The 22,027-nt window shown below is 73.6% G+C and carries 19 protein-coding genes and 1 pseudogene; 9 read left to right on the forward strand and 11 right to left on the reverse strand.

Features of this window, described 5'->3' with window-relative positions:
* Nucleotides 1-230: 230 nt before the first annotated feature.
* Both HHL19_RS02750 and HHL19_RS02755 read right to left on the reverse strand, forming a co-directional pair.
* A complete protein-coding gene (locus tag HHL19_RS02750; RefSeq protein ID WP_169085129.1) occupies nt 231-1,679 on the reverse strand; it encodes a GAF domain-containing protein in 1,449 nt (482 codons plus the stop codon).
* A gap of 171 nt (nt 1,680-1,850) precedes the next feature.
* Nucleotides 1,851-2,879: pseudogene (locus HHL19_RS02755) on the reverse strand (rod shape-determining protein); the annotation flags it as partial.
* A 274-nt stretch (nt 2,880-3,153) separates the two neighbouring features.
* Between HHL19_RS02755 and HHL19_RS02760 the strand changes: the two are divergent.
* A complete protein-coding gene (locus tag HHL19_RS02760) occupies nt 3,154-4,233 on the forward strand; it encodes a hypothetical protein (protein ID WP_169084237.1) in 1,080 nt (359 codons plus the stop codon).
* Here HHL19_RS02760 and HHL19_RS02765 read toward each other — a convergent pair.
* Nucleotides 4,230-4,664 (reverse strand): MarR family transcriptional regulator, encoded by a 435-nt coding sequence (locus HHL19_RS02765; protein WP_169085131.1) that lies wholly within the window; start codon nt 4,662-4,664, stop codon nt 4,230-4,232. The genes HHL19_RS02760 and HHL19_RS02765 overlap by 4 nt on opposite strands.
* A 97-nt stretch (nt 4,665-4,761) precedes the next feature.
* Between HHL19_RS02765 and HHL19_RS02770 the strand changes: the two genes are divergently transcribed.
* From HHL19_RS02770 to HHL19_RS02785, 4 genes are all read left to right on the forward strand, one after another.
* Entirely contained in the window at nt 4,762-5,781 is a 1,020-nt protein-coding gene (locus HHL19_RS02770) for an NADP-dependent oxidoreductase (RefSeq protein ID WP_169085133.1), read from the forward strand.
* Between the two features lie 64 nt (nt 5,782-5,845).
* A complete protein-coding gene (locus HHL19_RS02775; RefSeq protein ID WP_169085135.1) occupies nt 5,846-6,268 on the forward strand; it encodes an organic hydroperoxide resistance protein in 423 nt (140 codons plus the stop codon).
* Between the two features lie 101 nt (nt 6,269-6,369).
* Nucleotides 6,370-7,185, forward strand: a complete 816-nt coding sequence (locus HHL19_RS02780; protein ID WP_169085137.1) for an EI24 domain-containing protein — start codon at nt 6,370-6,372, stop codon at nt 7,183-7,185.
* Nucleotides 7,186-7,196: 11 nt separating this feature from the next.
* On the forward strand, nt 7,197-8,018 hold the full coding sequence (locus HHL19_RS02785) for a pectate lyase (protein ID WP_206324485.1): 822 nt from the start codon (nt 7,197-7,199) through the stop codon (nt 8,016-8,018).
* Nucleotides 8,019-8,037: 19 nt separating this feature from the next.
* Here HHL19_RS02785 and HHL19_RS02790 read toward each other — a convergent pair whose 3' ends face one another.
* The gene (locus HHL19_RS02790) at nt 8,038-9,003 is read right to left on the reverse strand and encodes a LysR family transcriptional regulator (RefSeq protein WP_169085139.1); all 966 of its coding nucleotides are present in this window, start codon (nt 9,001-9,003) and stop codon (nt 8,038-8,040) included.
* 137 nt (nt 9,004-9,140) lie between these two features.
* Here HHL19_RS02790 and HHL19_RS02795 point away from each other — a divergent pair, with 137 nt between their 5' ends.
* A complete protein-coding gene (locus tag HHL19_RS02795) occupies nt 9,141-11,330 on the forward strand; it encodes a M4 family metallopeptidase (RefSeq protein ID WP_206324486.1) in 2,190 nt (729 codons plus the stop codon).
* Between the two features lie 192 nt (nt 11,331-11,522).
* On the opposite strand, the gene HHL19_RS02800 is transcribed toward HHL19_RS02795, so the two are convergent.
* Together HHL19_RS02800 and HHL19_RS02810 are read right to left on the reverse strand one after the other, a co-directional pair.
* Nucleotides 11,523-12,239 carry a carbon-nitrogen hydrolase family protein gene (locus tag HHL19_RS02800; RefSeq protein WP_169085141.1) on the reverse strand — a complete coding sequence of 239 codons (717 nt, stop codon included), beginning with the start codon at nt 12,237-12,239 and terminating at the stop codon, nt 11,523-11,525.
* Nucleotides 12,240-12,770: 531 nt separating this feature from the next.
* Nucleotides 12,771-13,343 carry a TetR/AcrR family transcriptional regulator gene (locus HHL19_RS02810; RefSeq protein WP_169085143.1) on the reverse strand — a complete coding sequence of 191 codons (573 nt, stop codon included), beginning with the start codon at nt 13,341-13,343 and terminating at the stop codon, nt 12,771-12,773.
* Between the two features lie 146 nt (nt 13,344-13,489).
* On the opposite strand from HHL19_RS02810, the gene HHL19_RS02815 reads away from it, so the two are divergent.
* A complete protein-coding gene (locus HHL19_RS02815) occupies nt 13,490-15,943 on the forward strand; it encodes a glycoside hydrolase family 3 C-terminal domain-containing protein (protein ID WP_346768237.1) in 2,454 nt (817 codons plus the stop codon).
* 62 nt (nt 15,944-16,005) lie between these two features.
* Here HHL19_RS02815 and HHL19_RS02820 read toward each other — a convergent pair whose 3' ends face one another.
* A complete protein-coding gene (locus tag HHL19_RS02820) occupies nt 16,006-16,905 on the reverse strand; it encodes an SGNH/GDSL hydrolase family protein (RefSeq protein ID WP_346768238.1) in 900 nt (299 codons plus the stop codon).
* A gap of 263 nt (nt 16,906-17,168) precedes the next feature.
* Between HHL19_RS02820 and HHL19_RS02825 the strand changes: the two genes are divergently transcribed.
* Together HHL19_RS02825 and HHL19_RS02830 are read left to right on the forward strand one after the other, a co-directional pair.
* Entirely contained in the window at nt 17,169-17,663 is a 495-nt protein-coding gene (locus HHL19_RS02825; protein ID WP_169085145.1) for a DUF3145 domain-containing protein, read from the forward strand.
* Between the two features lie 71 nt (nt 17,664-17,734).
* Nucleotides 17,735-18,100, forward strand: a complete 366-nt coding sequence (locus HHL19_RS02830; RefSeq protein ID WP_169085147.1) for a hypothetical protein — start codon at nt 17,735-17,737, stop codon at nt 18,098-18,100.
* Between the two features lie 234 nt (nt 18,101-18,334).
* Here the strand turns inward: HHL19_RS02830 and HHL19_RS02835 are convergent, their stop codons facing one another.
* The 4 genes from HHL19_RS02835 to HHL19_RS02850 form a co-directional block, all read right to left on the reverse strand.
* Nucleotides 18,335-19,597 carry a beta-ketoacyl-[acyl-carrier-protein] synthase family protein gene (locus HHL19_RS02835; RefSeq protein ID WP_169085149.1) on the reverse strand — a complete coding sequence of 421 codons (1,263 nt, stop codon included), beginning with the start codon at nt 19,595-19,597 and terminating at the stop codon, nt 18,335-18,337.
* Nucleotides 19,598-19,706: 109 nt separating this feature from the next.
* Entirely contained in the window at nt 19,707-19,955 is a 249-nt protein-coding gene (locus HHL19_RS02840) for an acyl carrier protein (protein WP_169085151.1), read from the reverse strand.
* Nucleotides 19,956-20,015: 60 nt separating this feature from the next.
* On the reverse strand, nt 20,016-21,047 hold the full coding sequence (locus HHL19_RS02845; RefSeq protein WP_169085154.1) for a ketoacyl-ACP synthase III: 1,032 nt from the start codon (nt 21,045-21,047) through the stop codon (nt 20,016-20,018).
* 18 nt (nt 21,048-21,065) lie between these two features.
* Complete coding sequence (locus tag HHL19_RS02850; RefSeq protein WP_169085156.1) at nt 21,066-21,986, reverse strand: ACP S-malonyltransferase; 921 nt, start codon at nt 21,984-21,986, stop codon at nt 21,066-21,068.
* Nucleotides 21,987-22,027 lie beyond the last annotated feature (41 nt).

Below are 22,027 nucleotides of genomic sequence, written 5' to 3' on the forward strand. Positions count from 1 at the left end.
CCGGAGGCACCGGAGGCACCGGAGGCACCGGAGGCACCGGAGGCACCGGAGGCACTGGAGGCACTGGAGGCACTGGAGGCACTGGAGGCACCGGAGGCACCGGAGGCACCGGAGGCACCGGAGCACCGGAGGCACCGGTGGCACTGGAGGCACTGGAGGCACTGGAGGCGCCGGTGGCACCGGACGTACCGGAGGTACCGGAGCCACCGGAAGACTCCGGCAGACGCGGCCTAAGGCCAGGTCACCGTCGTCGGAGGGGTGCCGTCGTCCTCGACGCGCAGCCAGGCGCCCGCGTCGCCGACGCCGACGTCCACCGTGATCCGCCCGATCCCGGACCGGCGGTGGGCCGCCGCCAGCGCCCCGCGCAGCGCGGCGAGGAGCTTCCGCGCCTCCGGCTCCGCCACCAGCGCGTCCACCGCGCCGGTGAACCGCACCGACGGCTGGAAGCCGAGCAGCACCCCCGCCCCGCCGGTCTCGCGCAGCACCCGCCCCCGGAACGTCGTCGGCGCCTCGGCCGGCGGCTGCTGGAGGGCGAAGATCGTCGTCCGTACCTCCTGGATCGTGGAGTCCAGCTCGTCCACCGCCCTGCCCAGGAGCTCGTCCTCCTCGGAGGAGCCGCCGGCCCGGCGACGGGTCGACTCCAGCATCATCTCCGTGGCGAACAGCCGCTGGACGACGAGGTCGTGGAGGTCCCGGGCGATCCGGTCGCGGTCCTCGAAGACGGCGAGCCGCTCCCGGTCGTGCCGGGCGTCCGCCAGGACGAGCGCGAGCGCCGCCTGCGAGGCGAACTGCGAGGCCAGCAGCCGGTCCACCGCCGAGTACGGCTCCGCGTCCCGGTGGCGGGGGAGCGCCAGGGTGCCGATCAGCCGCCCGCCGCTGCGCAGCGGCAGCATCATCGAGGGGCCGAAGCGGGAGCGGACCGGGGTGGTCATCCGGGGGTCGGTGGCGGAGTCCTCGACGAAGACCGGCTCCCCGCCGAGCAGCTGGACGAGGACGGCGGAACCGGGCCGGATGGTGGTGCCGACCAGCTCGCCGGGGTCGCCGGCCGTGGAGGCCGTGACGATCTCCATGCCGCCCTCGGGGGTGGGCTGGAGGATCACGCCGGCGGCCGCGTCGGCGAGGATCCTCGCCTGCTCGGCGACGGTCATCAGGGCGTCCTCGGCGGACTCGCCGGTGAGCAGCGCCGTGGTGACGGCCGCCGCGCCCTCGATCCACCGCTCGCGCTGCCGGGCGGTCTCGTAGAGCCGGGCGTTGCCGATGGCGATGCCGGCCTGGGCGGCGAGGACCCGCAGCAGGGCCAGGTCCTCCTCGGTGAAGCCGCCCTCCTTCCCGGTGAGGTGGAGGGTGCCGAAGACCTGGGTGTGCACCCGGATCGGGACGGCGAGACCCTCGGCGGCACCGTCAGGGGCGCCGTCGGGGAGCGGGCCGACGCGGGCCCGCTCCTCCTCGGTCATCCCGGTCGTGAAGAGCCCGGTGAGCCGGGGGCGCTCGGGGTCGACGACCCGGAGCACGCCGTGGCGGGCGCCGACCAGTTCGGCGGCGGAGTCCACGATGTGCTGGAGGGTGGCGCGGAGTTCGAGGTCCGTGCCGACGCCGAGGACGGCTTCGAGCAGCAGGGGCAGGCGCGCCTGCTCCCGCTCCCCGCCGCCGACCGCGTCCCCGGTCACGTCCTCGTCCATGATCACCATGGTCTCATCCAGGCATGAATCGGATGATGTCGGGATTGGTCACTCCGTCAGATCGTCGGCGTACGCCTGATCGCGGCCCCGGCCCCGGCCCCGGTCCCGGCCCCGGTCCCCGGTCCGGTCCTTGTTCTCCTCGCGGTCGTCCGCCAGGCCGCGGTGGTCGCCCAGTGGGTCGAGGACCATCGGCTGGACCTTGCCCTCCAGCATCGCGCCGAGGCCCAGCACGGCGCAGACGTCGGGGCGTTCGGCGATGTGCACCGGCATCCCGGTGGCGTCCCGCAGCATCTGGTCCAGGCCCGGGAGGAGCGCGCTGCCGCCGACCATCATGATGCCGCGGTCGGCGAGGTCGGCCACCAGGTCCGGCGGGCAGTCCCGCAGCACCTTCCCGATGCCGTCGAGCACCGCCGTCAGCGGGGTGTGGATGGCCTCGCGCACGGCGGCCGTGTCGACGGTGACCGAGCGGGCCAGGCCGGTGGCCACGTCCCGGCCGTGGATCTCGGTGGACGCCGGGCCGTGCGGGGTCAGGCCGTTGCCGCTCAGCGCGAGCTGGAGCGGGCGCACCGACTGGCTGGGCAGCATCAGCTCGTGGTGGTGGCGCAGGTGCTGGATGATCGCGTGGTCGATGGCGTCGCCGCCGACCGGGATCCGCTCGGCGGTCACGATCGCGCCGAGCGAGAGCACCGCGACCTGGGTCGTCGCCGCCCCGCACACCATGATCATGGTCGCGGTCGGCTGCTCGACCGGCAGGCCGCAGCCCACGGCCGCCGCGATCAGCGTGTCCACCAGCTCGACCCGGCGCGCCCCGAGCCCCACCAGCGTCTCGACGGCGGCCCGCTGGGCGAGCGGATCGCTGTCGTGCGGGGTGCAGGCGGCGGCCCGGAGCCGGGGCTTGCGGCGGAGCTGGCGGCGCAGCTTCTCGCCGAGGAGGTGACGGAGCATCCGCTGGGCCATCTCGATGTCGACGACCGTGCCGCCGGAGACCGGGCGTACGACCCGGATGTAGTCGGGGGTGCGGCCGGTCATCTTCTCGGCGAGCGCGCCGACCGCGATCAGCGCTCCGGTGCGGGTGTTGACGGCGGCGACGCTCGGCTCGTCGACGACGAGTCCGGCCCCCTTGACGAAGACCCGGGTGCGGGCGGCACCCAGGTCGACGGCGACATGGCAACGGCGCAGCTGATCGAGGCTGACGGTCACGGCGGATCCTCCGGGGTGCGGTGCTGACACGGGCGAGGTGTCGCGGTTCGGGTTTCCTGTTGGCATCGTGCGACCGCCGGGCCCGCCGCGCGCGCTGGGCTGCGCCGCCCGGGGCCGGTACGGGGGCGGGGTGGGCCTCGTACGGCGCCGGCGGGGCGGGATCAGGCGAACCGGGAGATTCACGACGCCACGGCGTCCACCTGCGGTTTCCTCACAAGATCCTCACGTCCTCGGCTACCCGGAGTCGCGGCACTCGTCCTAGCGTGCGAGCCCCATGGATTACTGCCACGCGTGCCGGCGGCATCTCAATGGGGCCCTCGCCTGTGCCGGGTGCGGGACTCCCGTCGAGCGGCTGCGGTACGACACCCCCCACGCCCCGCCTCACCCCGCGCCTCACGAGGGCGCCGAGGCACCCGACCCGTACGCGTCCGGCTGGCCGTACGCGGGGCAGTCGTACGCGCCGGAGCCACCCGCTCCCGAGCCGTACGCACCAGCCCCGGTTCCGCACGCGCCCGCTCCGGAGGCGTACGCGCCCGCTCCCGAGCCGTACGCACCCGCTCCGGATCCGCACGCGCCCGCTCCCGAGGCGGAGGTCCCGGCCCCCGCCGAGCCCCTGGCCCCCGAGCACGTCTACGAGCTGGACCTGGTGGTGCCGCCGAGGCCGGCCGGACGGCGGGCGGCGGGCCGGGCCGCGACGCGGCGCAAGCGGGGGCGCTCCGGGCGTTCGGGGCGGGGCCGGACGGTGGCGGTGAGCGCGCTGGGTCTGGTCCTGGCGGCCGGGTCGCTGGGCCTGGCGAAGTCGGTCTTCGGGGAGTCGGAGGAGAAGGGCGGCGCCGCGACGGCGGTGGAGGAGCTGGAGGTCACCGAGACCCCGCTGCCGCCCGCACTGCCGACCCGGAGCCCGGGCGGCGAGGACGCGGAGGACGGCGACCGGGCGGGCGGGGCCTCGACGGCTCCCGCCTCCCCGACGGGCCGCCCGCGGCAGATCGGCACGGGGACGGGCGGCGGCTCCGGCACGGGCGCCCCGGCCGGTCCCGGACGGAGCGGAGGCTCGGGCGGCGGATCCGGTACGGGTACGGGATCGGGCTCCGGTACGGGTACGGGTACGGGCGCCGCGCCCACCGTCCGGCCCTCCTCCGCCGCGCCCTCCTCCCCGGCGCCGTCCGTGCCGGAGGTCACCCCGGGACCGCAGGACGCGAGCCCCGGCGGCACGCCGAGCGCCTCGGGCTCGCCCACCGCCTCCGCCTCGGGCGGCGCGAGCCCCTCCGCCCCGTCGAGCCCCCGGCCGACCACGGCGGAGCCGACCCCGGAACCCTCGGAGACCTGCACCCCCTTCCTGTGGTGGTGCCTCTAGAGGGGCTCCCCGCCGATCATGCGGCGCAGGAGGTCGCGCAGGAGGGTGCGCTCGACGGCGGTGAGCTCGCCGAGCGGTTCGCGGGCGAAGTGGAGCGAGTCGCGCAGCCGGCGGGCGGTGTCCCGGCCCTCGTCGGTGGGCGCGGCCAGCTTCACCCGGCGGTCGGCCGGGTCGGGGCGCCGCTCGACCAGGCCCCGGGACTCCAGGCGGTCGATGATCCCGGTGACGTTGGAGGGCTCGCACTTGAGCTTCTCGGCGATCTTCCGCATCGGGGTGGGCTCCAGGGTGAGCAGCCCGAGGACGCGGGCCTGCGCGCCGGTCAGGGAGTGGGCCGCGGCGGCTTCCTCGTACTCCTGGTGGTAGCGCGCCACGACCGTGCCGATCAGCTCGACGACTTCGAGGGTCACGGGGTCGGTGTGTGAGGTGGGCATGGGCACTATCGTACTCCGATGCTTGACAACATGAAATATTCAGGAGCATGGTTGTTTCAGTAAGTGAAGCTTTCCTGTTCGCCCCGGAGGTCCCCCCATGACCGCACTGCCCGCCACCAGCCGCGCCTGGCACCTCGTCGCCCGCCCCCACGGCTGGCCCGCCCCCGCCGACTTCGCCCTGCGCGAGACCCCGGTCGAGGCGCCCGCCGAGGGCCGGATCCTGGTCCGGAACCTCCACTTCTCGGTCGACCCGTACATGCGCGGCCGGATGAACGACGTGAAGTCCTACATCCCGCCGTTCGAGCTGGACCGGCCGATGGACGGCGGCGCGGTCGGCGTCGTCGTGGCGTCGGGCGCGGAGGGGTTCGCCGAGGGCGACCACGTCCTGCACGGCCTGGGTTGGCGTGAGTACGCCGACGTGCCCGCGCAGCACGCCACCAAGGTGGACCCGGAGCTCGCCCCCCTCTCCGCCTACCTCGGCGTCCTCGGCATGACCGGCCTCACCGCCTATGCCGGCCTCTTCGAGACCGCGTCCTTCAAGGAGGGCGACGCCGTCTTCGTCTCCGGCGCGGCCGGCGCGGTCGGCAGCCAGGTCGGCCAGCTCGCGAAGCTGAACGGCGCGTCCCGGGTCATCGGCTCGGCCGGCTCCGACGAGAAGGTGAAGTGGCTGGTCGAGGAGCTCGGCTTCGACGCCGCCTTCAACTACCGCAACGGCCCGGTCAAGGACCAGCTCCGCGAGGCCGCCCCCGACGGCATCGACGTCTACTTCGACAACGTGGGCGGCGACCACCTGGAGGCCGCCATCTCCTCGCTCAACGTGCACGGCCGCGCCGCCATCTGCGGCATGATCGCGCAGTACAACGACACGGAGCCGGTGCCCGGCCCGCGGAACATGGCGATGATCATCGGCAAGCGGCTCCGCCTCCAGGGCGTCCTGGTCGGCGACCACTACGGCCTGCAGCAGAAGTTCGTCGAGGAGGTCGGCGCCCGGCTGCGCTCCGGTGAGCTGAAGTACCGCGAGACCTCCGTCGAGGGCATCGAGAACGGCGTGGACGCCTTCCTCGGTCTGCTCCGCGGCGACAACACCGGAAAGATGATCGTCTCGCTGGACCGGTAGTCTGCCCTCAGCCGTCGCGATCGTGGGCGCGAGTCGAGGCGGGGAGAAGAAGGCAGAGACCAGCATGTCCATCCAGCACACCGACGTTCTCTACACCGCCGTCGCCACCGCGGAGAACGGCCGCGACGGCCGTGTCGCCACCGACGACGGCCGGCTCGACGTCGTCGTCAACCCGCCCAAGGCCATGGGCGGCTCCGGCGAGGGCACCAACCCCGAGCAGCTCTTCGCGGCCGGCTACAGCGCCTGCTTCCAGGGCGCCCTCGGCGTCGTCGCGCGGAACGAGAACGCGGACATCTCCGGCTCGACGGTCACCGCCGAGGTCGGCATCGGCAAGAACGACGACGGCTTCGGCATCATCGTCAAGATCTCGGCCGCCATCCCGAACGTGGACGCCGAGACCGCCAAGAGCCTGATCGAGAAGGCCCACCAGGTCTGCCCGTACTCCAAGGCGACCCGCGGCAACATCACGGTCGAGCTCGCGGTCTGACCCGGGCCGGACGCACGGCCGTGCGGGCCGCACCCCGACCGACCGGGGTGCGGCCCACACGTGCGTTCGGAGCCGGTGATCCGCCCCGATAGGCTGCGCGCATGCGCGAGTTCGGGGTGGGTTTCGGTCATCTGGTCCAGGGCCAGAAGTGGGTGGCGCGGCACGGGCGCCGGTTCGGGTTCGGACTGCTGCCCGGTCTGGTGACGCTGGCCCTCTATCTGGTCGCGCTGGGAGCCCTGGCCTTCAACGCGACCGAGCTCACGGCCTGGGCGACCCCCTTCGCCGACGACTGGTCCACCCTGTGGCGCGAGATCTTCCGCAACGCCATGACGGCCCTCCTCGTCGGCTTCAGCGTCTTCCTCGCCGTCGTCACCTTCACCGCCGTCACCCTCCTCATCGGCCAGCCCTTCTACGAGGTCCTCTCCGAGGACGTCGACCGCAGCATGGGCGGCGACGTGCCCGAGTCCGGGCTTCCGCTCTGGCACGATCTGCTGATCTCGGCCCGCGACAGCCTGCGGGTGGTGCTCCGGGTCGCCTTCTACTCCGTGCTCCTCTTCGGCTGCGGCTTCATCCCCGTCGTGGGCCAGACCGTCGTCCCCGCCCTCGCCTTCTGCGTCTCCGGCTTCTTCCTCGCCGAGGAGCTGACCGCCGTCGCCCTCCAGCGCCGGGGCGTCGAGCTCAAGGAGCGCCTCGCGCTGCTGCGCGGCCGGCGCCGGGCGACCCTCGGCTTCGGCGTCCCGCTCGCCGTCGCCTTCGTCGTCCCGTTCGTGGCCGTCTTCCTGATGCCCGGTGCCGTCGCCGGCGCCACCCTCATGGTCCGCGACCTGCGCGGCGAGGACCCCGCAGAAAACGATCAAGAAGACGGCAACCTTTCCTCCGCGGGCGGCGACCAGGGGGTGCACCACATCCCCCACTGAGGAAGAGAGCCATGACGTCACACAAGCGCAGGACGGGACGCCGCAGGGTGCTCGTCGGCGGTCTGGCCGCGTTCGGAGTCACCGGCGCGGCCGTCGTCACGACCGGCCTGCTCGCTCCCGCGGGCGCGGCCCCGGCCGCCGTCCCCGCCTGGCCGACGGCCAGGGGCGAGAAGCCGGTCGCCGCGACGATCGAGGTCTCCGGCACCTACGACGGCAAGCTGAAGCGCTTCTCCGGCACCGGCGAGCTCGGCTCCGACAGCCAGGACGAGAGCCAGCGGCCGCTCTTCGTCCTGAAGGACGGCGCCGTCCTCAAGAACGTCGTGCTCGGCACCCCCGCCGCCGACGGCGTGCACTGCCTCGGCAGCTGCACCCTCCAGAACGTCTGGTGGGAGAACGTCGGCGAGGACGCCGCCACCTTCAAGGGGACCTCGGCCGGCGCCGTCTACTCGGTGTACGGCGGCGGCGCCAAGGGCGCCTCCGACAAGGTCTTCCAGTTCAACGGCGCCGGCAAGCTCGTCGTGACCAAGTTCCAGGTCTCCGACTTCGGCAAGCTCGTCCGCTCCTGCGGCAACTGCAAGAAGCAGTACCGGCGCACGATCATCGTCAACGACGTCGACGTCACCGTCCCCGGCAAGTCGCTGGTGGGCGTCAACGCCAACTACGGCGACACCGCCTCCCTGCGGAACATCCGCATCCACGGCGACGCCAAGAAGAAGATCAAGCCCTGCACCCGCTTCACCGGCAACAACACCGGCAAGGAGCCCAAGGAGACCGGCTCCGGCCCCGACGGCACCACCTGCCGCTACACGGCCTCCGACGTCACCTACGACTAGCAGGGGCCGGACCGCCCGGTCACTCCGCCGTCAGGACCGGATGCAGTTCCGGCCTGGCGGCCCACCACTCCTGATGGAAGGCGTTGTTGGCGACGTTCGCCAGATACGCCCCCGCCGCCGCCTGGTACAGCAGCTCCGCGTGGCGGGCGGAGACGGCCGCGCGGTTCCAGGCGAGGCGGATGCGGCCGGTGACGGGGTCGCCCTCCAGGGGGCGGAGGACCGTGCCCTCGGTGGGCGGGGCGGTGGGCTGGCTGAGGGAGATCGCGCGGCCCGAGGCGATCAGGTCGTAGTGGATCTTCCGGTCGGCGACCCGGTGCCGCAGGGACGGGGTGAAGCCGGCCCGCTCGCAGGCGGCGACCAGCGCCTCGGGGCCGCCGTCGTCGTCCTCGACCAGCGTCATCCAGGACTCGTCCGCCAGCTCGGCCAGGGCGATCCGTTCCTTCGCCGCCAGCGGATGCCGCGCCGAGAGGCGGACGCAGAAGGGTTCCTTCGCGATCAGCGTCCGGGCCGTCGTGCCCTGCGGCAGCGGCACCTCGTGGTCGTTGACCTCGCCGTACAGCACCGCGTCGTAGCGGCCCGCGCCCAGCTGCCGGGTGAGCGTCGTCGCCGACTGCTCGACCGTCACCGCGATCTCCCGCCCCGCCACGACCTGTTCGAGCCCGACGAGCAGCCGGTCCACCAGGACCAGCAGGATGCAGCCGAGCCGCAGCGGCGTGGACGGGTCGGCGGCCCGCGCCCCGGCCGCCAGCGCGTCCATCTCGCCCAGCACGAGGCGTGCCTTCGAGAGGACGAACTCGCCCAGCGGCGTGGGCTCCACACCCCGCCGCCCGCGCAGGAACAGCTCCCCGCCCGCGACCCGCTCGATCCGCCGCAGCTGCGCCGAGAGCGCCGGCTGCGAGATGCCGAGCCGCTGCGCCGCGCGGCCCAGGCTTCCCGCCTCCGCAATCCGGCAGACGGCTTCCAGATGCCTCAACTCCAGCTGCATTTCAGCAGCGTACGCAGCCCCGCACGGCCGCACCATAACCCCCGTCTTATGCCCGATGAGATGTCCCGAACCCGCCATGTCCACGCCCATACTCGGCGCGACGATCCGACCTCCCCCACCCTGAACGGAGCACGACGTTGCACCCCACCAGACTCACGGCGGCCGTGGCCGCCCTGGCCCTCTCCGCGAGCCTCGCGACCGCCCTCGCCGGACCCGCCTCCGCCGCTCCCCAGGCGCAGCCGGTCCCGCCGGGCCACGGCAGGTCCCTGGCCCTGGCCGCCGCGGACTCCGCCGCCGCCAGCGGCCTCGACGAGCTGCGGCACGGCGCCGACGAGGACCTCGTCCGGACGTCCGTCACCCCGTGGGCGAACGGCCTCTACTACGCCGCCTACCAGCGGACGTACAAGGGCCTCCCGGTCCACGGCGGCGGCGACGCCGTCGTCCTCTCCGACTCCTCCGGCAAGGTCCGCGACGTGAGCGGCAGCGCCGCCCCGGCCATCAAGGTCTCCACGAGCGCCAAGGTGACCGCCGAGAAGGCCCTCGCCACCGCGCGCGGCCAGCTCGCCGCCGTGGAGAGCGCGAGCGCCCCCGAGCTGACCGTCCTCCTCAAGGGCGGCAAGCCCGTCCTCGCCTGGCACACCCTGGTCGTCGGCACCACCGCCAAGAGCCTCCCGAGCTCGCTCGACACCTACGTCGACGCCCGCACCGGCAAGGTCGCCCAGGCCACCGACAAGGTCCGGCACGCCGAGGGCCGCGGCTACCACAACGGCAACGTCACCATCGACACCGCCGCCGGCTCCATGACCGACACCAGCCGCGGCGCCTTCAAGTGCGGCGGCCAGAACGGCAGTGCGTACACCGGCTCCTCCCCGTGGGGCAACGGCGGCGCCAACGACCTCGTCACCGCCTGCGTCGACATCATGTACGCGGCCCAGCGCGAGTCGGACATGCTCAAGGAGTGGTTCGGCTACAACGGCATCAACGGCCAGGGCGGCATGGTCCCGGCCCGCGCCGGACTCTCCCAGGTCAACGCGTACTACGACGGTACGAAGACCACCTACGGGCGCAACCAGAACGGCACCAACCAGCTCACCGGCATCGACGTCGTGGCCCACGAGTACGGCCACGAGATCTTCGACCGGACCCCGGGCTCGGCCGGCTCGTCCAACGAGAACGGCGGCCTGAACGAGTCCACCGGCGACATCTTCGGCGCGCTCACCGAGCACTACGCCGACAACCCGAACGACACCCCCGACTACACGGTCGGCGAGGAGCTCAACTTCACCGGCAACAACCAGCCGATCCGCAACATGTACAACCCCTCGCTCATCAACAACGACCCCAACTGCTACCCGCAGCTGTCCTCCGGCACCGAGGTGCACGCGGCGGCCGGCCCGCAGAACCACTGGTTCTACCTGCTCGCCGAGGGCTCCAACCCGGGCGGCGGCAAGCCCAACAGCCCGATATGCTCCGGCGGCCCGTCCTCCGTCACCGGCATCGGCATCCAGAAGGCCGGCAAGATCTTCATGGGCGCCCTGCTCCTGAAGACCTCCTCCTGGAACCACCTCGCGGCCCGCCGCGCCACTCTCACCACCGCCAAGAACACCTACGGCGCCACCGAGTGCAACGCGGTGAAGGCGGCCTGGAACGCGATCGGCGTCCCCGCCCAGTCCGGCGAGACCGACTGCGGCGGCACCACCACCCCGGACTTCTCGCTCTCCCTGAACCCGTCCTCGGGCTCGGCCCAGCCGGACACCCAGGTCACCGCGACCGTCGACACCAGCACCACCGGCGGCTCCGCGCAGACCGTCCAGCTCTCCGCGAGCGGCGCCCCGAGCGGCGTCAGCGTCTCCTTCGACCCGGCCTCGGTGACCTCGGGGAACTCCTCGACGATGACGGTCAAGGTCGCCGCCGGCACCCCGAACGGCACCTACCCGATCACCGTCACCGGTACGGGCTCCGCCACCCACACCGTCACCTACCAGCTGACGGTCGGCACCACGACCCCGCCGACCGGCTGCGACAACACCGAGTACACGTACCGGGGCACGCTGGCCTCCGGTCAGGCCGCCGCCCAGCCGGACGGCTCGTACTACTACTCGGCGAGCGCCGGCACCCACGTCGGCTGCCTGCGCGGCCCGGCCGGCACCGACTTCGACCTCTACCTCCAGAAGTGGAACGGCGCGGGCTGGGCCGACGTCGCCGTCGGCGGCACCGCGAGCGCCGACGAGGACACCAGGTACTACGGCACCGCGGGCTACTACCGCTACGTCGTGCACGCCTACAGCGGCTCCGGCGCCTACACGCTGGGCCTGAGCGCCCCGTAAGGGCAGACGAGCGCCCCGCAAGGGGGGCATGAGCGCCCGGGGCGGGGTGACCGACCCCCGCCCCCGGGTGGGAGACCGCGCGACGGACCGGGGGTTCCGTCGTACGGCCTCCCGGGCCGGGCCGCCGGAGTCCCACGGCGGCCCGGCCCTTCCCCGTACGCCCGTACACCGGCACGCCGGCACGCCGGCGGGTCAGCCCACCCCAGCGAGCACGAACCCCGGCCTCTCCGGGCCCGCGTCCGCGAGCCGCCCGCCGTCCGGGCCCCAGATCCCGGCCCGGCCGCCGCCCTCGCCGGCCTCGCTCGGCCCGAGCGCGTTGCCGAGCGCCACGAAGAGCCCGAAGTCCCGGGCCCGCGCCGGGTAGACGGTCTCGAAGGAGTCGTTCCCGCCCTCCAGCATCGAACTGGCCAGGTACACCGAGCAGGTGTCCGCCGCGGCCCGCTCGGCGAGTTCGGGGAACCGGTTGTCGTAGCAGGTGGCGAGCGCGAACCGGAGCCCGTCGAGGGCGAACCGCCCGTCGGCGGCGCCCGCCGCGAAGGTGTCCGTCTCCGGCCCGGGGAAGAGGTTCCGCTTGTCGTAGCGGGCGAGCGTCGTGCCGTCCGGCCCGATCACCAGCGTCGTCAGGCCGGGGCGCGAACCCCCGCCGCGCACCGGCCCGTTGACGACCGCGGCCGTCCCGGCGGCCCGGCAGGCGTCCCGGACGGGCCCGAGGCGCGGGTCGTCCTCGGTCAGGACCAGGGCCGGGTCCTTCCGGATCAGGGCCGGCTCGTATCCGGTGAGCGACAGCTCCGCGAAGACGACGAGCCGGGCCCCGGCGGCCCCGGCCTCCCGGACGAGACCGGCGATCGTGCGGACGTTGGCCTCGATGTCCCCGGCGACCGGGGCGAACTGCGCGGCGGCGATCTTCATACCGCCCATGCTCGCAGCCCGCAGCCCGCAGCCCGCAGCCCGCAGCCCGCAGCCCGCAGCTCGCAGCCCCCGACCCCCGGCCCCAGCTCCCGGCCCACAGCCCTCAGCCCCGGCCCTCGGCCCCGGCCCTCGGCCCACAGCCCCGGCCCCAGCTCCCGGCCCCCGGCCCTCAGCCCCGGCCCCCAGCTCCCGGCCCCTCGGCCCCTCGGCCCCTCGGCCCACAGCCTCGGCCCCAGCTCCCGGCCCACAGCCCTCAGCCCCGGCCCCCAGCTCCCGGCCCCCGGCCCACAGTCCTCAGCCCCGGCCCCCGGCTCCCGGCCTCAGGAAAATCCCGGGACCCGTGCGGGCGCCGTGTCCTAGGCTCGCCGGAGCGGTGCCGCGCGCGGTGTCGCAGGGTGCGGGCCGTGGCAGAGCGGGCGATTGCGGAGCCGGGCCGAGGAGGTCCCCGAGGCCCGGGGAGAGGGAGTCGCCGCCGGACCTGGCGGTGGGCTCGCGCGGGTTCGAATCCCGTCGGCCCCGCACCCGTCCCCGCTACTCCTCCGCGTCCCCGCGCAGCAGCCGGAGGAAGTCCCGGAAGGCGCCCGGCATGTCGACCGCGGCCGGGTCCAGGAGCCACTGGTACTGGAGGCCGTCCATCATGGCGGTCAGCAGCGGCGCCGCCCGCTCCGGCGTGAGCCCGCCCGGCAGCCGCTCGCCGAACTCCAGGCGCAGCACGTCCGCCATGCTCGCGCGGACCTGCGCGTACCGCTCGGTGAAGAACTCCCGCGCCGGATGCCCGTCGGTGACGCTCTCGCCGAGCAGCGCGGAGAAGGTCTGCACGATCCCCGGCCGCATCGCGTTGTACTCCACCAGCGAGTCGAGCAGGTCGAGCCGCCAGCCCTCGCGGTCCCGGCCGCCGGTGGTGTCCCAGCGGTCGCGCTCCTGCAGGACGGCGACGAGCAGCGCCTCCTTGGTGGGGAAGTAGTGCAGCAGCCCCTGCTGGGTGAGGCCGACGCGCTCGGCGACCGAGCCCAGGGTGGCGCCCCGGTAGCCGCGCTCGGCGATCACCTCCAGGGCGGCGCGCAGGATCTCCGCGCGGCGCTCCTCGCTCCTGGTCCGTGCCATCGCCGGCTCCCTCTCCGCAGGTCCTGTCCCCAGGACCGTACGCCATCCGCCGGGCGGACATGTAACGAAGAGATCACATCACCTACCGATCTACAGGTAGGTGGGTCCATGATGTCCGCATCACCACTTCGACGCGGAGGTACGACGTGACGGACGAGACGGACGAGACGGACGTGAACGAGGACGCCGTGCGCGAGGCGGCCGTCGAGGCCGCGCTCGCCCGGCTCGACCTGGACACCAAGACCCGGCTCCTCGGCGGCCAGGACATGTGGTCGCTGCCCGCGGTCCCGGAGATCGGACTGGCCTCGCTCGTCATGTCCGACGGCCCCGTCGGCGTCCGCGGCGTCCGCTGGACCGCCGACGACCCGTCCGTCGCCCTGCCGTCCCCGACCGCCCTCGCCGCCGCCTGGGACCCCGCCCTCGCCCGCCGGGCCGGCCGGCTCCTCGCCCAGGAGGCCCGCCGCAAGGGCGTCCACGTGCTGCTCGCCCCCACCGTCAACCTGCACCGCACCCCGCTCGGCGGCCGCCACTTCGAGGCGTACAGCGAGGATCCGTACCTCACCGGCGCCATCGGCACCGGCTACGTCCAGGGCGTCCAGGACGGCGGCGTCGGCACCACCGTCAAGCACTTCGTCGCCAACGACGCCGAGACCGACCGCTTCACCGTCGACAACCGGATCGCCCCGCGCCCGCTCCGCGAGCTCTACCTCGCCCCCTTCGAGGCGATCGTCGCCCACGCCCGCCCCTGGGGCGTCATGACCGCCTACAACCAGGTCAACGGCGTGACCATGACCGAACACCGCCACCTCGTCAACGAGGTCCTGCGCGGCGAGTGGGGCTTCGACGGCTTCAACGTCTCCGACTGGATGGCCGCCCGCTCCACCACCGGCGACATCACCGGCGGCCTCGACGTGGCCATGCCCGGCCCCGCCACCGTCTACGGCGAGCACCTCGCCGCCGCCGTCCGGGCCGGCGAGGTCGACGAGTCCGCCGTCGACACCGCCGTACGCAACGTGCTGCGGCTCGCCGCCCGCGTCGGCGCCCTCGACGGCGCCCCCGCCGCCGTCGCCGAGCCCCCCGCCCCGGTCGACGGCGACGCCCTCGCCCGCGAGATCGCCCGCCGCGGCTTCGTCCTCGTCCGCAACGAGAACGGCGCGCTCCCGTTGAAGCCCGGCACCGTCGCCCTCTCCGGCGTCGCCGCCCGCGACGCCCGCGTCCTCGGCGGCGGCTCCGCCCAGGTCTTCCCCGAGCACGTCGTCTCCCCGCTCGACGGCCTCACCGCCGCCCTCCCCGACGGCGCGCTCACCTTCAGCGTCGGCGCCGACCCCAGCGACGAACTCGCCCCCGCCGACCAGGGCTTCACCCTCCGCGCGGTCTGCCGCGACGCCGACGGCACCGTCCTCGGCGAGGGCACCCTCCCCAACGGCCAGGTCCAGTGGATCGGCGACGACCTCCCGGCCGGCGTCACCCACGAGACCCTCGCCTCCATCGAGGTCACCGGCGCCTTCACCCCGCGCGAGACCGGCGCCCACGCCTTCGGCACCCGCGGCCTCGGCGCCTTCACCCTCACCGTCGACGGACGCGAACTCTTCGACGGCGTCCAGGAGATGGGTCCCGAGACCGATCCCTTCGAGGCCTTCTTCGGCTCCCCGGTCGAGCGCGGCACCGTCGAACTCACCGCCGGCCGGACCGTCCGGGTCTCCCTCCGGCACACCCTCGCCAAGGAGTTCGCCGCCCCGCTCCCGGCCGTCATGTTCTCCTTCGTCCACCTCGGTCCCCGCCGGGACCCCGACGAACTGATCGCCGAAGCCGTCGAGGCCGCCCGCGCCGCCGACGCCGCCGTCGTGGTCGTCGCCACCACCGAACGCGTCGAGTCCGAGGGCTTCGACCGCAAGGACCTCGCCCTCCCCGGCCGCCAGGACGACCTCGTCCGCGCCGTCGCCGCCGCCAACCCGAACACGGTCGTCGTCGTCAACGCCGGCTCCCCGGTCGAACTCCCGTGGCGCGACGACGTCGCCGCGATCCTCCTCAGCTGGTTCCCCGGCCAGGAGGGCGGCGACGCCCTCGCCGACGTCCTCACCGGCGCGGAGGAGCCCGGCGGCCGCCTCCCCACCACCTGGCCCGCCGCCCTCGCCGACGCCCCCGTCACCGAGGTCACCCCCACCGGCGGCGCCCTCGACTACACCGAGGGCCTGTTCATCGGCTACCGCGCCTGGGACCGGACCGGCGCCGTCCCCGCGTACCCCTTCGGCCACGGCCTCGGCTACACCACCTGGTCGTACGACTCCGTCACCGCGACCCCGGAGAGCGTCACCGTCCGCCTCACCAACACCGGCGACCGCCCCGGCCGCGAGACCGTCCAGCTCTACCTCGCACCCGTCGCGGACACCGTGGAGCGCCCCGCCCGCCGGCTCGCCGCCTTCGCCGGCGTCGAGGCCGCGCCCGGCGAGACCGTCGAGACGGTGATCGGACTCCCGCGCCGCGCCTTCGAGATCTGGGACGAGGAGAAGCACGCCTGGACCCTCGTCCCCGGCCGCTACGAGGTCCACGCCGCCCACTCCCTGGCAGAGCCGCGCCTGACCGCCACCGTGGAGGTGTAGGCGCCCCCGATCGGCCCCGGGACGGTGGACCTGACGCCCGCCGCCCCGGGGCTCCTCCCCGGCTACTTCTCCGTGACCCGCCGGTACGCCAGCTCCGCCAGCCGAGCCTGCCCGTCACGGCTCGGATGGAACCAGTCCCAGGTGCTCAGCAGCGAGGCGTCGAAGCGGAAGCGGTGGACGGCGCCGCCGTCGTACCGGCACAGCTCGTCCGCCGCGCAGACCTCCGCGAGCACCCCGTTGTACGCCGCGACCCGCTCGCTCACGGAGGCGCGCCGCTTCTCGGCCGCCGCGCCCAGGTCCTCCGGGTCCGCCAGCATCGAGCCGCAGACGCCCAGCTCCCACACCCGCCGGACCAGCGGGTTCGTCCGGCCGGTGTCCCACAGCCGGCGCAGGTCCGGCACGCTCGCCACGTACACCTGCGCCTCCGGGGCGTCCTTCCGCAGCCGGGCGAGCGACGCCTCGAACGAGCGGCGGAAATCCGCCACCGGCGTCATCCCCGCCGGGGTCGGCCGGCAGGCGTCGTTGGCGCCGATCATCACCGTGACGAGGCCGGGCCGCTCGGCCGCCGCCCGCGCCATCTGCTCCGGCAGCGCCGCCACCCGCGCCCCGCTCCGGGCCAGGTTCCAGCTGTTCCCGGCCACCCGGTCGGCGCCCAGCAGCCGCAGCGCCAGGCTGTTCACCGCCGGGTCCGTACCCGTGGCCCAGGACGCCTCCGGGCAGTCGGCGAGCAGCGAACAGGCGTCGAAGGCGCGGGTCACGGAGTCGCCGACGGCGGCGACGGACGCGGGGGAGACGTCCCACCGCGAGGTCGGGGTCGGGGTCGGGGTGGGCGTGGGCGTGGGCCGCGGTGTCGCCCGGTCGCCGGGGTCCTGCGGCGACGCGCTCGTGCACCCCGCGAGCGCGACGACCGAGAGGAGCGCTCCCACGACGGCGGTACGGATGCGGTGTCGGCCGTACGGCACCGGCCCCCTCCTTCACACAGACGTCCTCGCGAGTGAAAGCTTCGTGTCCACCCGCCCCCGGACCGACCGTACGTCACCCTGATGACGGTGCGGCACGGTAGCTTTTCCCCCGTCGAACCTGCGGCGCGCCCGCGCCGACCGGCTCCGGTAAATTACATCACGTCACATGCTGTCCCTTTTTAGAAGGTTTGCGGAGTTTTCCGCCTGATGCTGTTTACCGAGGCCGCTGGGAAGGCGAACCTCGTCCCACACTGGAGGTCCCGGTGACGACACGTGGAGTCCTGTACGTACACTCCGCACCGCGCGCGCTCTGCCCGCACGTCGAATGGGCGGTGGGGGGTGTCCTCGGCGCGAGGGTCCAGCTCGACTGGATCCGGCAGCCCGCGGCGCCCGGCACCTGGAGAGCGGAGTTCTCCTGGCAGGGCGAGACCGGCACCGCCTCGAAACTCGCCTCCGCGCTGCGCGGCTGGCAGATGCTCCGCTTCGAGGTGACCGCCGAGCCCTGTCCCACCGCCGAGGGCGAGCGCTACAGCGCCACCCCCGAGCTCGGCATCTTCCACGCCGTCACCGGCATGCACGGCGACATCCTCGTCCCCGAGGACCGTCTGCGTGCCGCCCTGGCCCGTGCGGCGCAGGGCGAGACGGTCCTGGAGGCCGAGGTCGCCCGGCTCCTCGGCAAGCCCTGGGACGACGAACTGGAGCCCTTCCGCTACGCCGGCGAGGGCGCCCCGGTCCGCTGGCTTCACCAGGTCGTCTGAGCCCGTTCACCCGGCTCGGCTAGCTTCCCGCACCGAGGCGCGCCGGGCGGCGCGCGGGCGGGGGACGGGCAGTGACCAATCTGCGGAGGACGGCCGGCGCGGCCGCCGTCCTGCTGGCGGCGACCGCGCTGGGCGCCACCCTGGTGCTCCTCGCGGGCTTCGTCTACCAGCTGGCGGCCGGCGGCGCGGCGGGCACCATGGCCGCGTGGGCGGCGGGCCTGCTGGTCCTGACGGTGGTCCTCTTCGGCGTCTTCGGAGCCGTCCTCCCGGACGAGCCGCGGACGACACCGTCCGAGGGCTGGTTCGACGTCCTCACCTTCTGCTTCGTCCTGCTCGGCCTCATAGCCGGCGCCCCCTTCGGCATCGCCGGCTACGAAGCCCTACGCCCCGAAACCACCACGACCGCCCCCGCGCCCGCACCCGCCGAACCCCGCTGACACACGTGAGGCCCGCCCCGAAGTACGGGGCGGGCCTCACAAGTGTCAGAAGGTCAGACCGTGCGGAACGCCAGGACCACGTTGTGGCCGCCGAAGCCGAAGGAGTTGGCCCCTTCCCCGTGCGCCCCTCGCACCGCTTCGCGGGCTTCGGGGCGCTGTGCCGGACTCCGTCCGGCGGGAGGAGGCGAAGGCCCGCCCCCCGAGCAGGGAGCGGGCCTCACGCGGGGGCTCGGGTCAGACCGTGCGGAACGCCAGGACCACGTTGTGGCCGCCGAAGCCGAAGGAGTTGTTGACCGCGGCGATCGAGCCCTGGGGGAGGGGGCGGGGTTCGTCGCGGACGATGTCGGCGTCGACCTCCGGGTCCAGGTCGTCGACGTTGATGGTCGGCGGGGCCACGCGGTGGTGGAGCGCCAGGACCGTCGCGACGGTCTCGATGCCGCCGGCGCCGCCGAGGAGGTGACCGGTCATCGACTTGGTGGCGGAGACCGCCACGTGGTCGAGGTCGTCGCCCAGGACCTTCCGCAGCGCCTTGATCTCGGCGACGTCGCCCTGCGGCGTCGACGTGGCGTGCGCGTTGAGGTGCACGACCTCGGCCGGCTTCAGGTCGGTGGTGTCCAGGAGGTGCTGGAGCGCGGAGGCGATGCCCCGGCCGGTCGGCTCGGGCTGCGCGATGTGGTGGCTGTCGGCCGACAGGCCCTGGCCGATCGCCTCGCAGTAGATCTTCGCGCCGCGGGCCTTGGCGTGCGCCTCGGACTCCAGGATCACGACGCCGGCGCCCTCGCCGAGCACGAAGCCGTCGCGGCCGGTGTCGTAGGGACGCGAGGCCTTCGTCGGCTCGTCGTTGTTCTTCGACATCGCCATCATGTTGGCGAAGGCGGCGATGGGCAGCGGGTGGATCGCGGCCTCGGTGCCACCGGCGACGACCACGTCGGCACGGCCGCTGCGGATCATCTCGATGGCGTAGCCGATCGCCTCGGCGCCCGACGCGCAGGCGGAGACGGGGGTGTGGACGCCGGCGCGGGCGTTCACCTCCAGGCCCACGTTCGCGGAGGGGCCGTTCGGCATCAGCATGGGCACGGTGTGCGGGGAGACGCGGCGGACGCCCTTCTCCTTGAGCACGTCGTACTGGTCGAGCAGGGTCGTGACACCGCCGATGCCGGAGGCGATCACGGAACCGAGCCGCTCGGGGGCGATGGCGGCGTCCTCGCCGGCGGGGGCGGTGAAGCCCGCGTCGGCCCACGCCTCACGCGCCGCGATCAGCGCGAACTGCGCCGAGCGGTCCAGCTTGCGGGCGAGCGGGCGGGGCAGTACCTCACCCGGGTCGACCGCGGCGAACGCGGCGATCTGGACGGGAAGTTCGGCGAAGCGCTCGCCCTCCAGGGGCCTGACGCCGGAGCGTCCGGCGAGGAGACCTTCCCAGGTCGTCGCGGAGTCGCCACCCAGCGGTGTGGTTGCGCCGATACCGGTGACGACCACGGTGTGATTGGTCGAGCTCACAGGAATTCGTTCTCCATGTGTGTGATGGTCGAAAGACGGCGCCACCGCCGGGTGGCGGACCGAGTCAGCGGGGACCGGGCCCCGTGGGGCCTGGTCCACCAAGGCCGAATCAGGCCTGGTGCTTGAGGATGTAGGAGACGGCGTCGCCCACGGTCTTGAGGTTCTTGACGTCCTCGTCGGGGATCTTGACGTCGAAGCGCTCCTCGGCGGCGACGACGACCTCGACCATGGACAGCGAGTCGACGTCCAGGTCGTCGGTGAAGGACTTGTCCAGCTGGACGTCCTCGACCGGGATGCCGGCGATCTCGTTCACGATCTCGGCGAGGCCCTCGACGAGCTGCTCCTGGGTGTGAGCCATAGTGGCGCTCCTTCTTGCGATTACTTGGTAAGAGAGGGGCTTCCGGGAGGTCCCGGTCGCCTAGGGGAGAGTAACGACCGTCGCGGCGAACACGAGACCCGCCCCGAAGCCGATGATGAGCGCGGTGTCGCCACTCTTGGCCTGTCCGGTCGCCAGGAGCCGCTCCATCGCGAGCGGGATCGAGGCGGCGGAGGTGTTGCCGGTGGTCTCGATGTCACGGGCGACCGTGACGTGCTCCGGCAGCTTGAGGGTCTTCACCATCGAGTCGATGATCCGCATGTTGGCCTGGTGCGGGATGAAGACGTCCAGGTCGTCAGCCGTGATGCCGGCGGCGTCCAGGGCCTGCTGGGCGACCTTCGCCATCTCGAAGACGGCCCAGCGGAAGACCGCCTGGCCCTCCTGCGTGATGGCGGGGAACTTGATCTCGCCGGCCTCGTTGAGCGGCAGCTTGGTGACGTCGCCGATGTGGAACTCGTTCCACGGGACCGTCTGCTTGATCGTCTCGGACTTGTCGCCCTCGGAACCCCAGACCGTGGGGCCGATGTGCGGCACGTCGGAGGGGCCGACCACGACCGCGCCGGCGCCGTCGCCGAACAGGAAGGCCGTCGCGCGGTCCTCCAGGTCCGTCAGGTCGCTCAGCCGCTCCACGCCGATCACAAGTACGTGCTCTGCCGAGCCCTCGACGATCATGCCCTTGGCGAGCGTCAGGCCGTAGCCGAAGCCCGCGCAGCCTGCGGAGATGTCGAACGCCGCCGGCTTCCCGGCACCGATCTTGTCGGCGATCTCGGTGGCGACGGCCGGGGTCTGCTTGAAGTGCGAGACCGTCGAGACGACGACGGCACCGATCTGCTCCGGGGTGATCCCGGCCGCGGCGATCGCCTTGCCGGACGCCTCCACGGACATCGCGGTGACGGTCTCCTCGGGGGAGGCCCAGTGGCGGGTGGCGATGCCCGAGCGCGAGCGGATCCACTCGTCGGACGAGTCGATCTTCTCGAGGATCACCTCGTTGGGCACGACCCGGGCCGGGCGGAAGCCGCCGACGCCCATGATCCGCGCGTACGGGGCGCCCTTGCTGGGCTTGATCTTCGACATGCTTCTCGACACTCCTCGTCAGACGGCCGTGTGCTCGGCGACGAGCGTACGGGCCGCGTCCAGGTCGTCGGGCGTCTTGAGGGCCACGGTGGCCACCCCCGGCAGCGCGCGCTTGGCGATGCCGGTGAGCGTGCCGCCCGGGCAGGCCTCGATCAGCGCGGTGGCACCGAGGGCCTGGAAGGTCTCCATGCACAGGTCCCAGCGGACCGGGTTGGCGACCTGGCCGACCAGCCGGGCGAGGACCTCGGTGCCGGTGGCGACGGCCTGACCGTCCTTGTTGGAGACGTATGTCACCTTCGGGTCGGCCGGGGTCAGCTCCTTCGCGGCCTGCTCCAGGGTGGCGACCGCGGGGGCCATGTGGTGCGTGTGGAACGCGCCGGCGACCTTGAGCGGGACGACCCGGCGGACGCCCTCGGGCTTGTCCTCGGCCAGGGCGGCCAGCTGCTCCAGCGTGCCGGCGGCCACGATCTGGCCCGCGCCGTTCACGTTGGCCGGGGTCAGGCCCAGCTTCTCCAGGTGCGGGACGGTCACCTCGGGGTCGCCGCCGAGCAGCGCCGACATGCCGGTCGGGGCGATCGCGGCCGCGTCGGCCATCGCCAGACCGCGGGTGCGTACGAGACGGAGCGCGGCGGTGTCGTCGAGGACGCCCGCGAGCGCGGCGGCCGTGAACTCGCCGACGCTGTGGCCGGCGACCACGCCGGGACGCAGGTCGTCGCCGAGGGCGGCGGCGGAGAGCAGGCCGGCCGCGACGAGCAGCGGCTGGGCCACGGCGGTGTCACGGATGTCGTCCGCGTCCGCCTTCGTGCCGTAGTGGACGAGGTCGAGCCCGATGGCGTCCGACCAGGCCGCGAGGCGGTCGGCGGCACCGGGGAGTTCGAGCCAGGGAGTCAGGAAGCCGGGCGTCTGAGCGCCTTGGCCGGGAGCGACGAGTACGAGCACCCTCACACTCTCTCTTGCGGACGGTGTCCGGCGCCCGTGGG

Source organism: Streptomyces sp. R302 (genome assembly GCF_012927245.1).
In the GTDB taxonomy this organism is placed as follows: Bacteria; Actinomycetota; Actinomycetes; order Streptomycetales; family Streptomycetaceae; genus Streptomyces.

What these genes read in the sequence shown, in the direction of transcription:
- HHL19_RS02750 (WP_169085129.1), bottom strand. Translation starts at nt 1,679, where the DNA reads ATGGACGAGGACGTGACCGGGGACGCGGTCGGCGGCGGGGAGCGGGAG.
- HHL19_RS02760 (WP_169084237.1), top strand. Translation starts at nt 3,154, where the DNA reads ATGGATTACTGCCACGCGTGCCGGCGGCATCTCAATGGGGCCCTCGCC.
- HHL19_RS02765 (WP_169085131.1), bottom strand. Translation starts at nt 4,664, where the DNA reads ATGCCCACCTCACACACCGACCCCGTGACCCTCGAAGTCGTCGAGCTG.
- HHL19_RS02770 (WP_169085133.1), top strand. Translation starts at nt 4,762, where the DNA reads ATGACCGCACTGCCCGCCACCAGCCGCGCCTGGCACCTCGTCGCCCGC.
- HHL19_RS02775 (WP_169085135.1), top strand. Translation starts at nt 5,846, where the DNA reads ATGTCCATCCAGCACACCGACGTTCTCTACACCGCCGTCGCCACCGCG.
- HHL19_RS02780 (WP_169085137.1), top strand. Translation starts at nt 6,370, where the DNA reads ATGCGCGAGTTCGGGGTGGGTTTCGGTCATCTGGTCCAGGGCCAGAAG.
- HHL19_RS02785 (WP_206324485.1), top strand. Translation starts at nt 7,197, where the DNA reads ATGACGTCACACAAGCGCAGGACGGGACGCCGCAGGGTGCTCGTCGGC.
- HHL19_RS02790 (WP_169085139.1), bottom strand. Translation starts at nt 9,003, where the DNA reads ATGCAGCTGGAGTTGAGGCATCTGGAAGCCGTCTGCCGGATTGCGGAG.
- HHL19_RS02800 (WP_169085141.1), bottom strand. Translation starts at nt 12,239, where the DNA reads ATGAAGATCGCCGCCGCGCAGTTCGCCCCGGTCGCCGGGGACATCGAG.
- HHL19_RS02810 (WP_169085143.1), bottom strand. Translation starts at nt 13,343, where the DNA reads ATGGCACGGACCAGGAGCGAGGAGCGCCGCGCGGAGATCCTGCGCGCC.
- HHL19_RS02840 (WP_169085151.1), bottom strand. Translation starts at nt 19,955, where the DNA reads ATGGCTCACACCCAGGAGCAGCTCGTCGAGGGCCTCGCCGAGATCGTG.
- HHL19_RS02845 (WP_169085154.1), bottom strand. Translation starts at nt 21,047, where the DNA reads ATGTCGAAGATCAAGCCCAGCAAGGGCGCCCCGTACGCGCGGATCATG.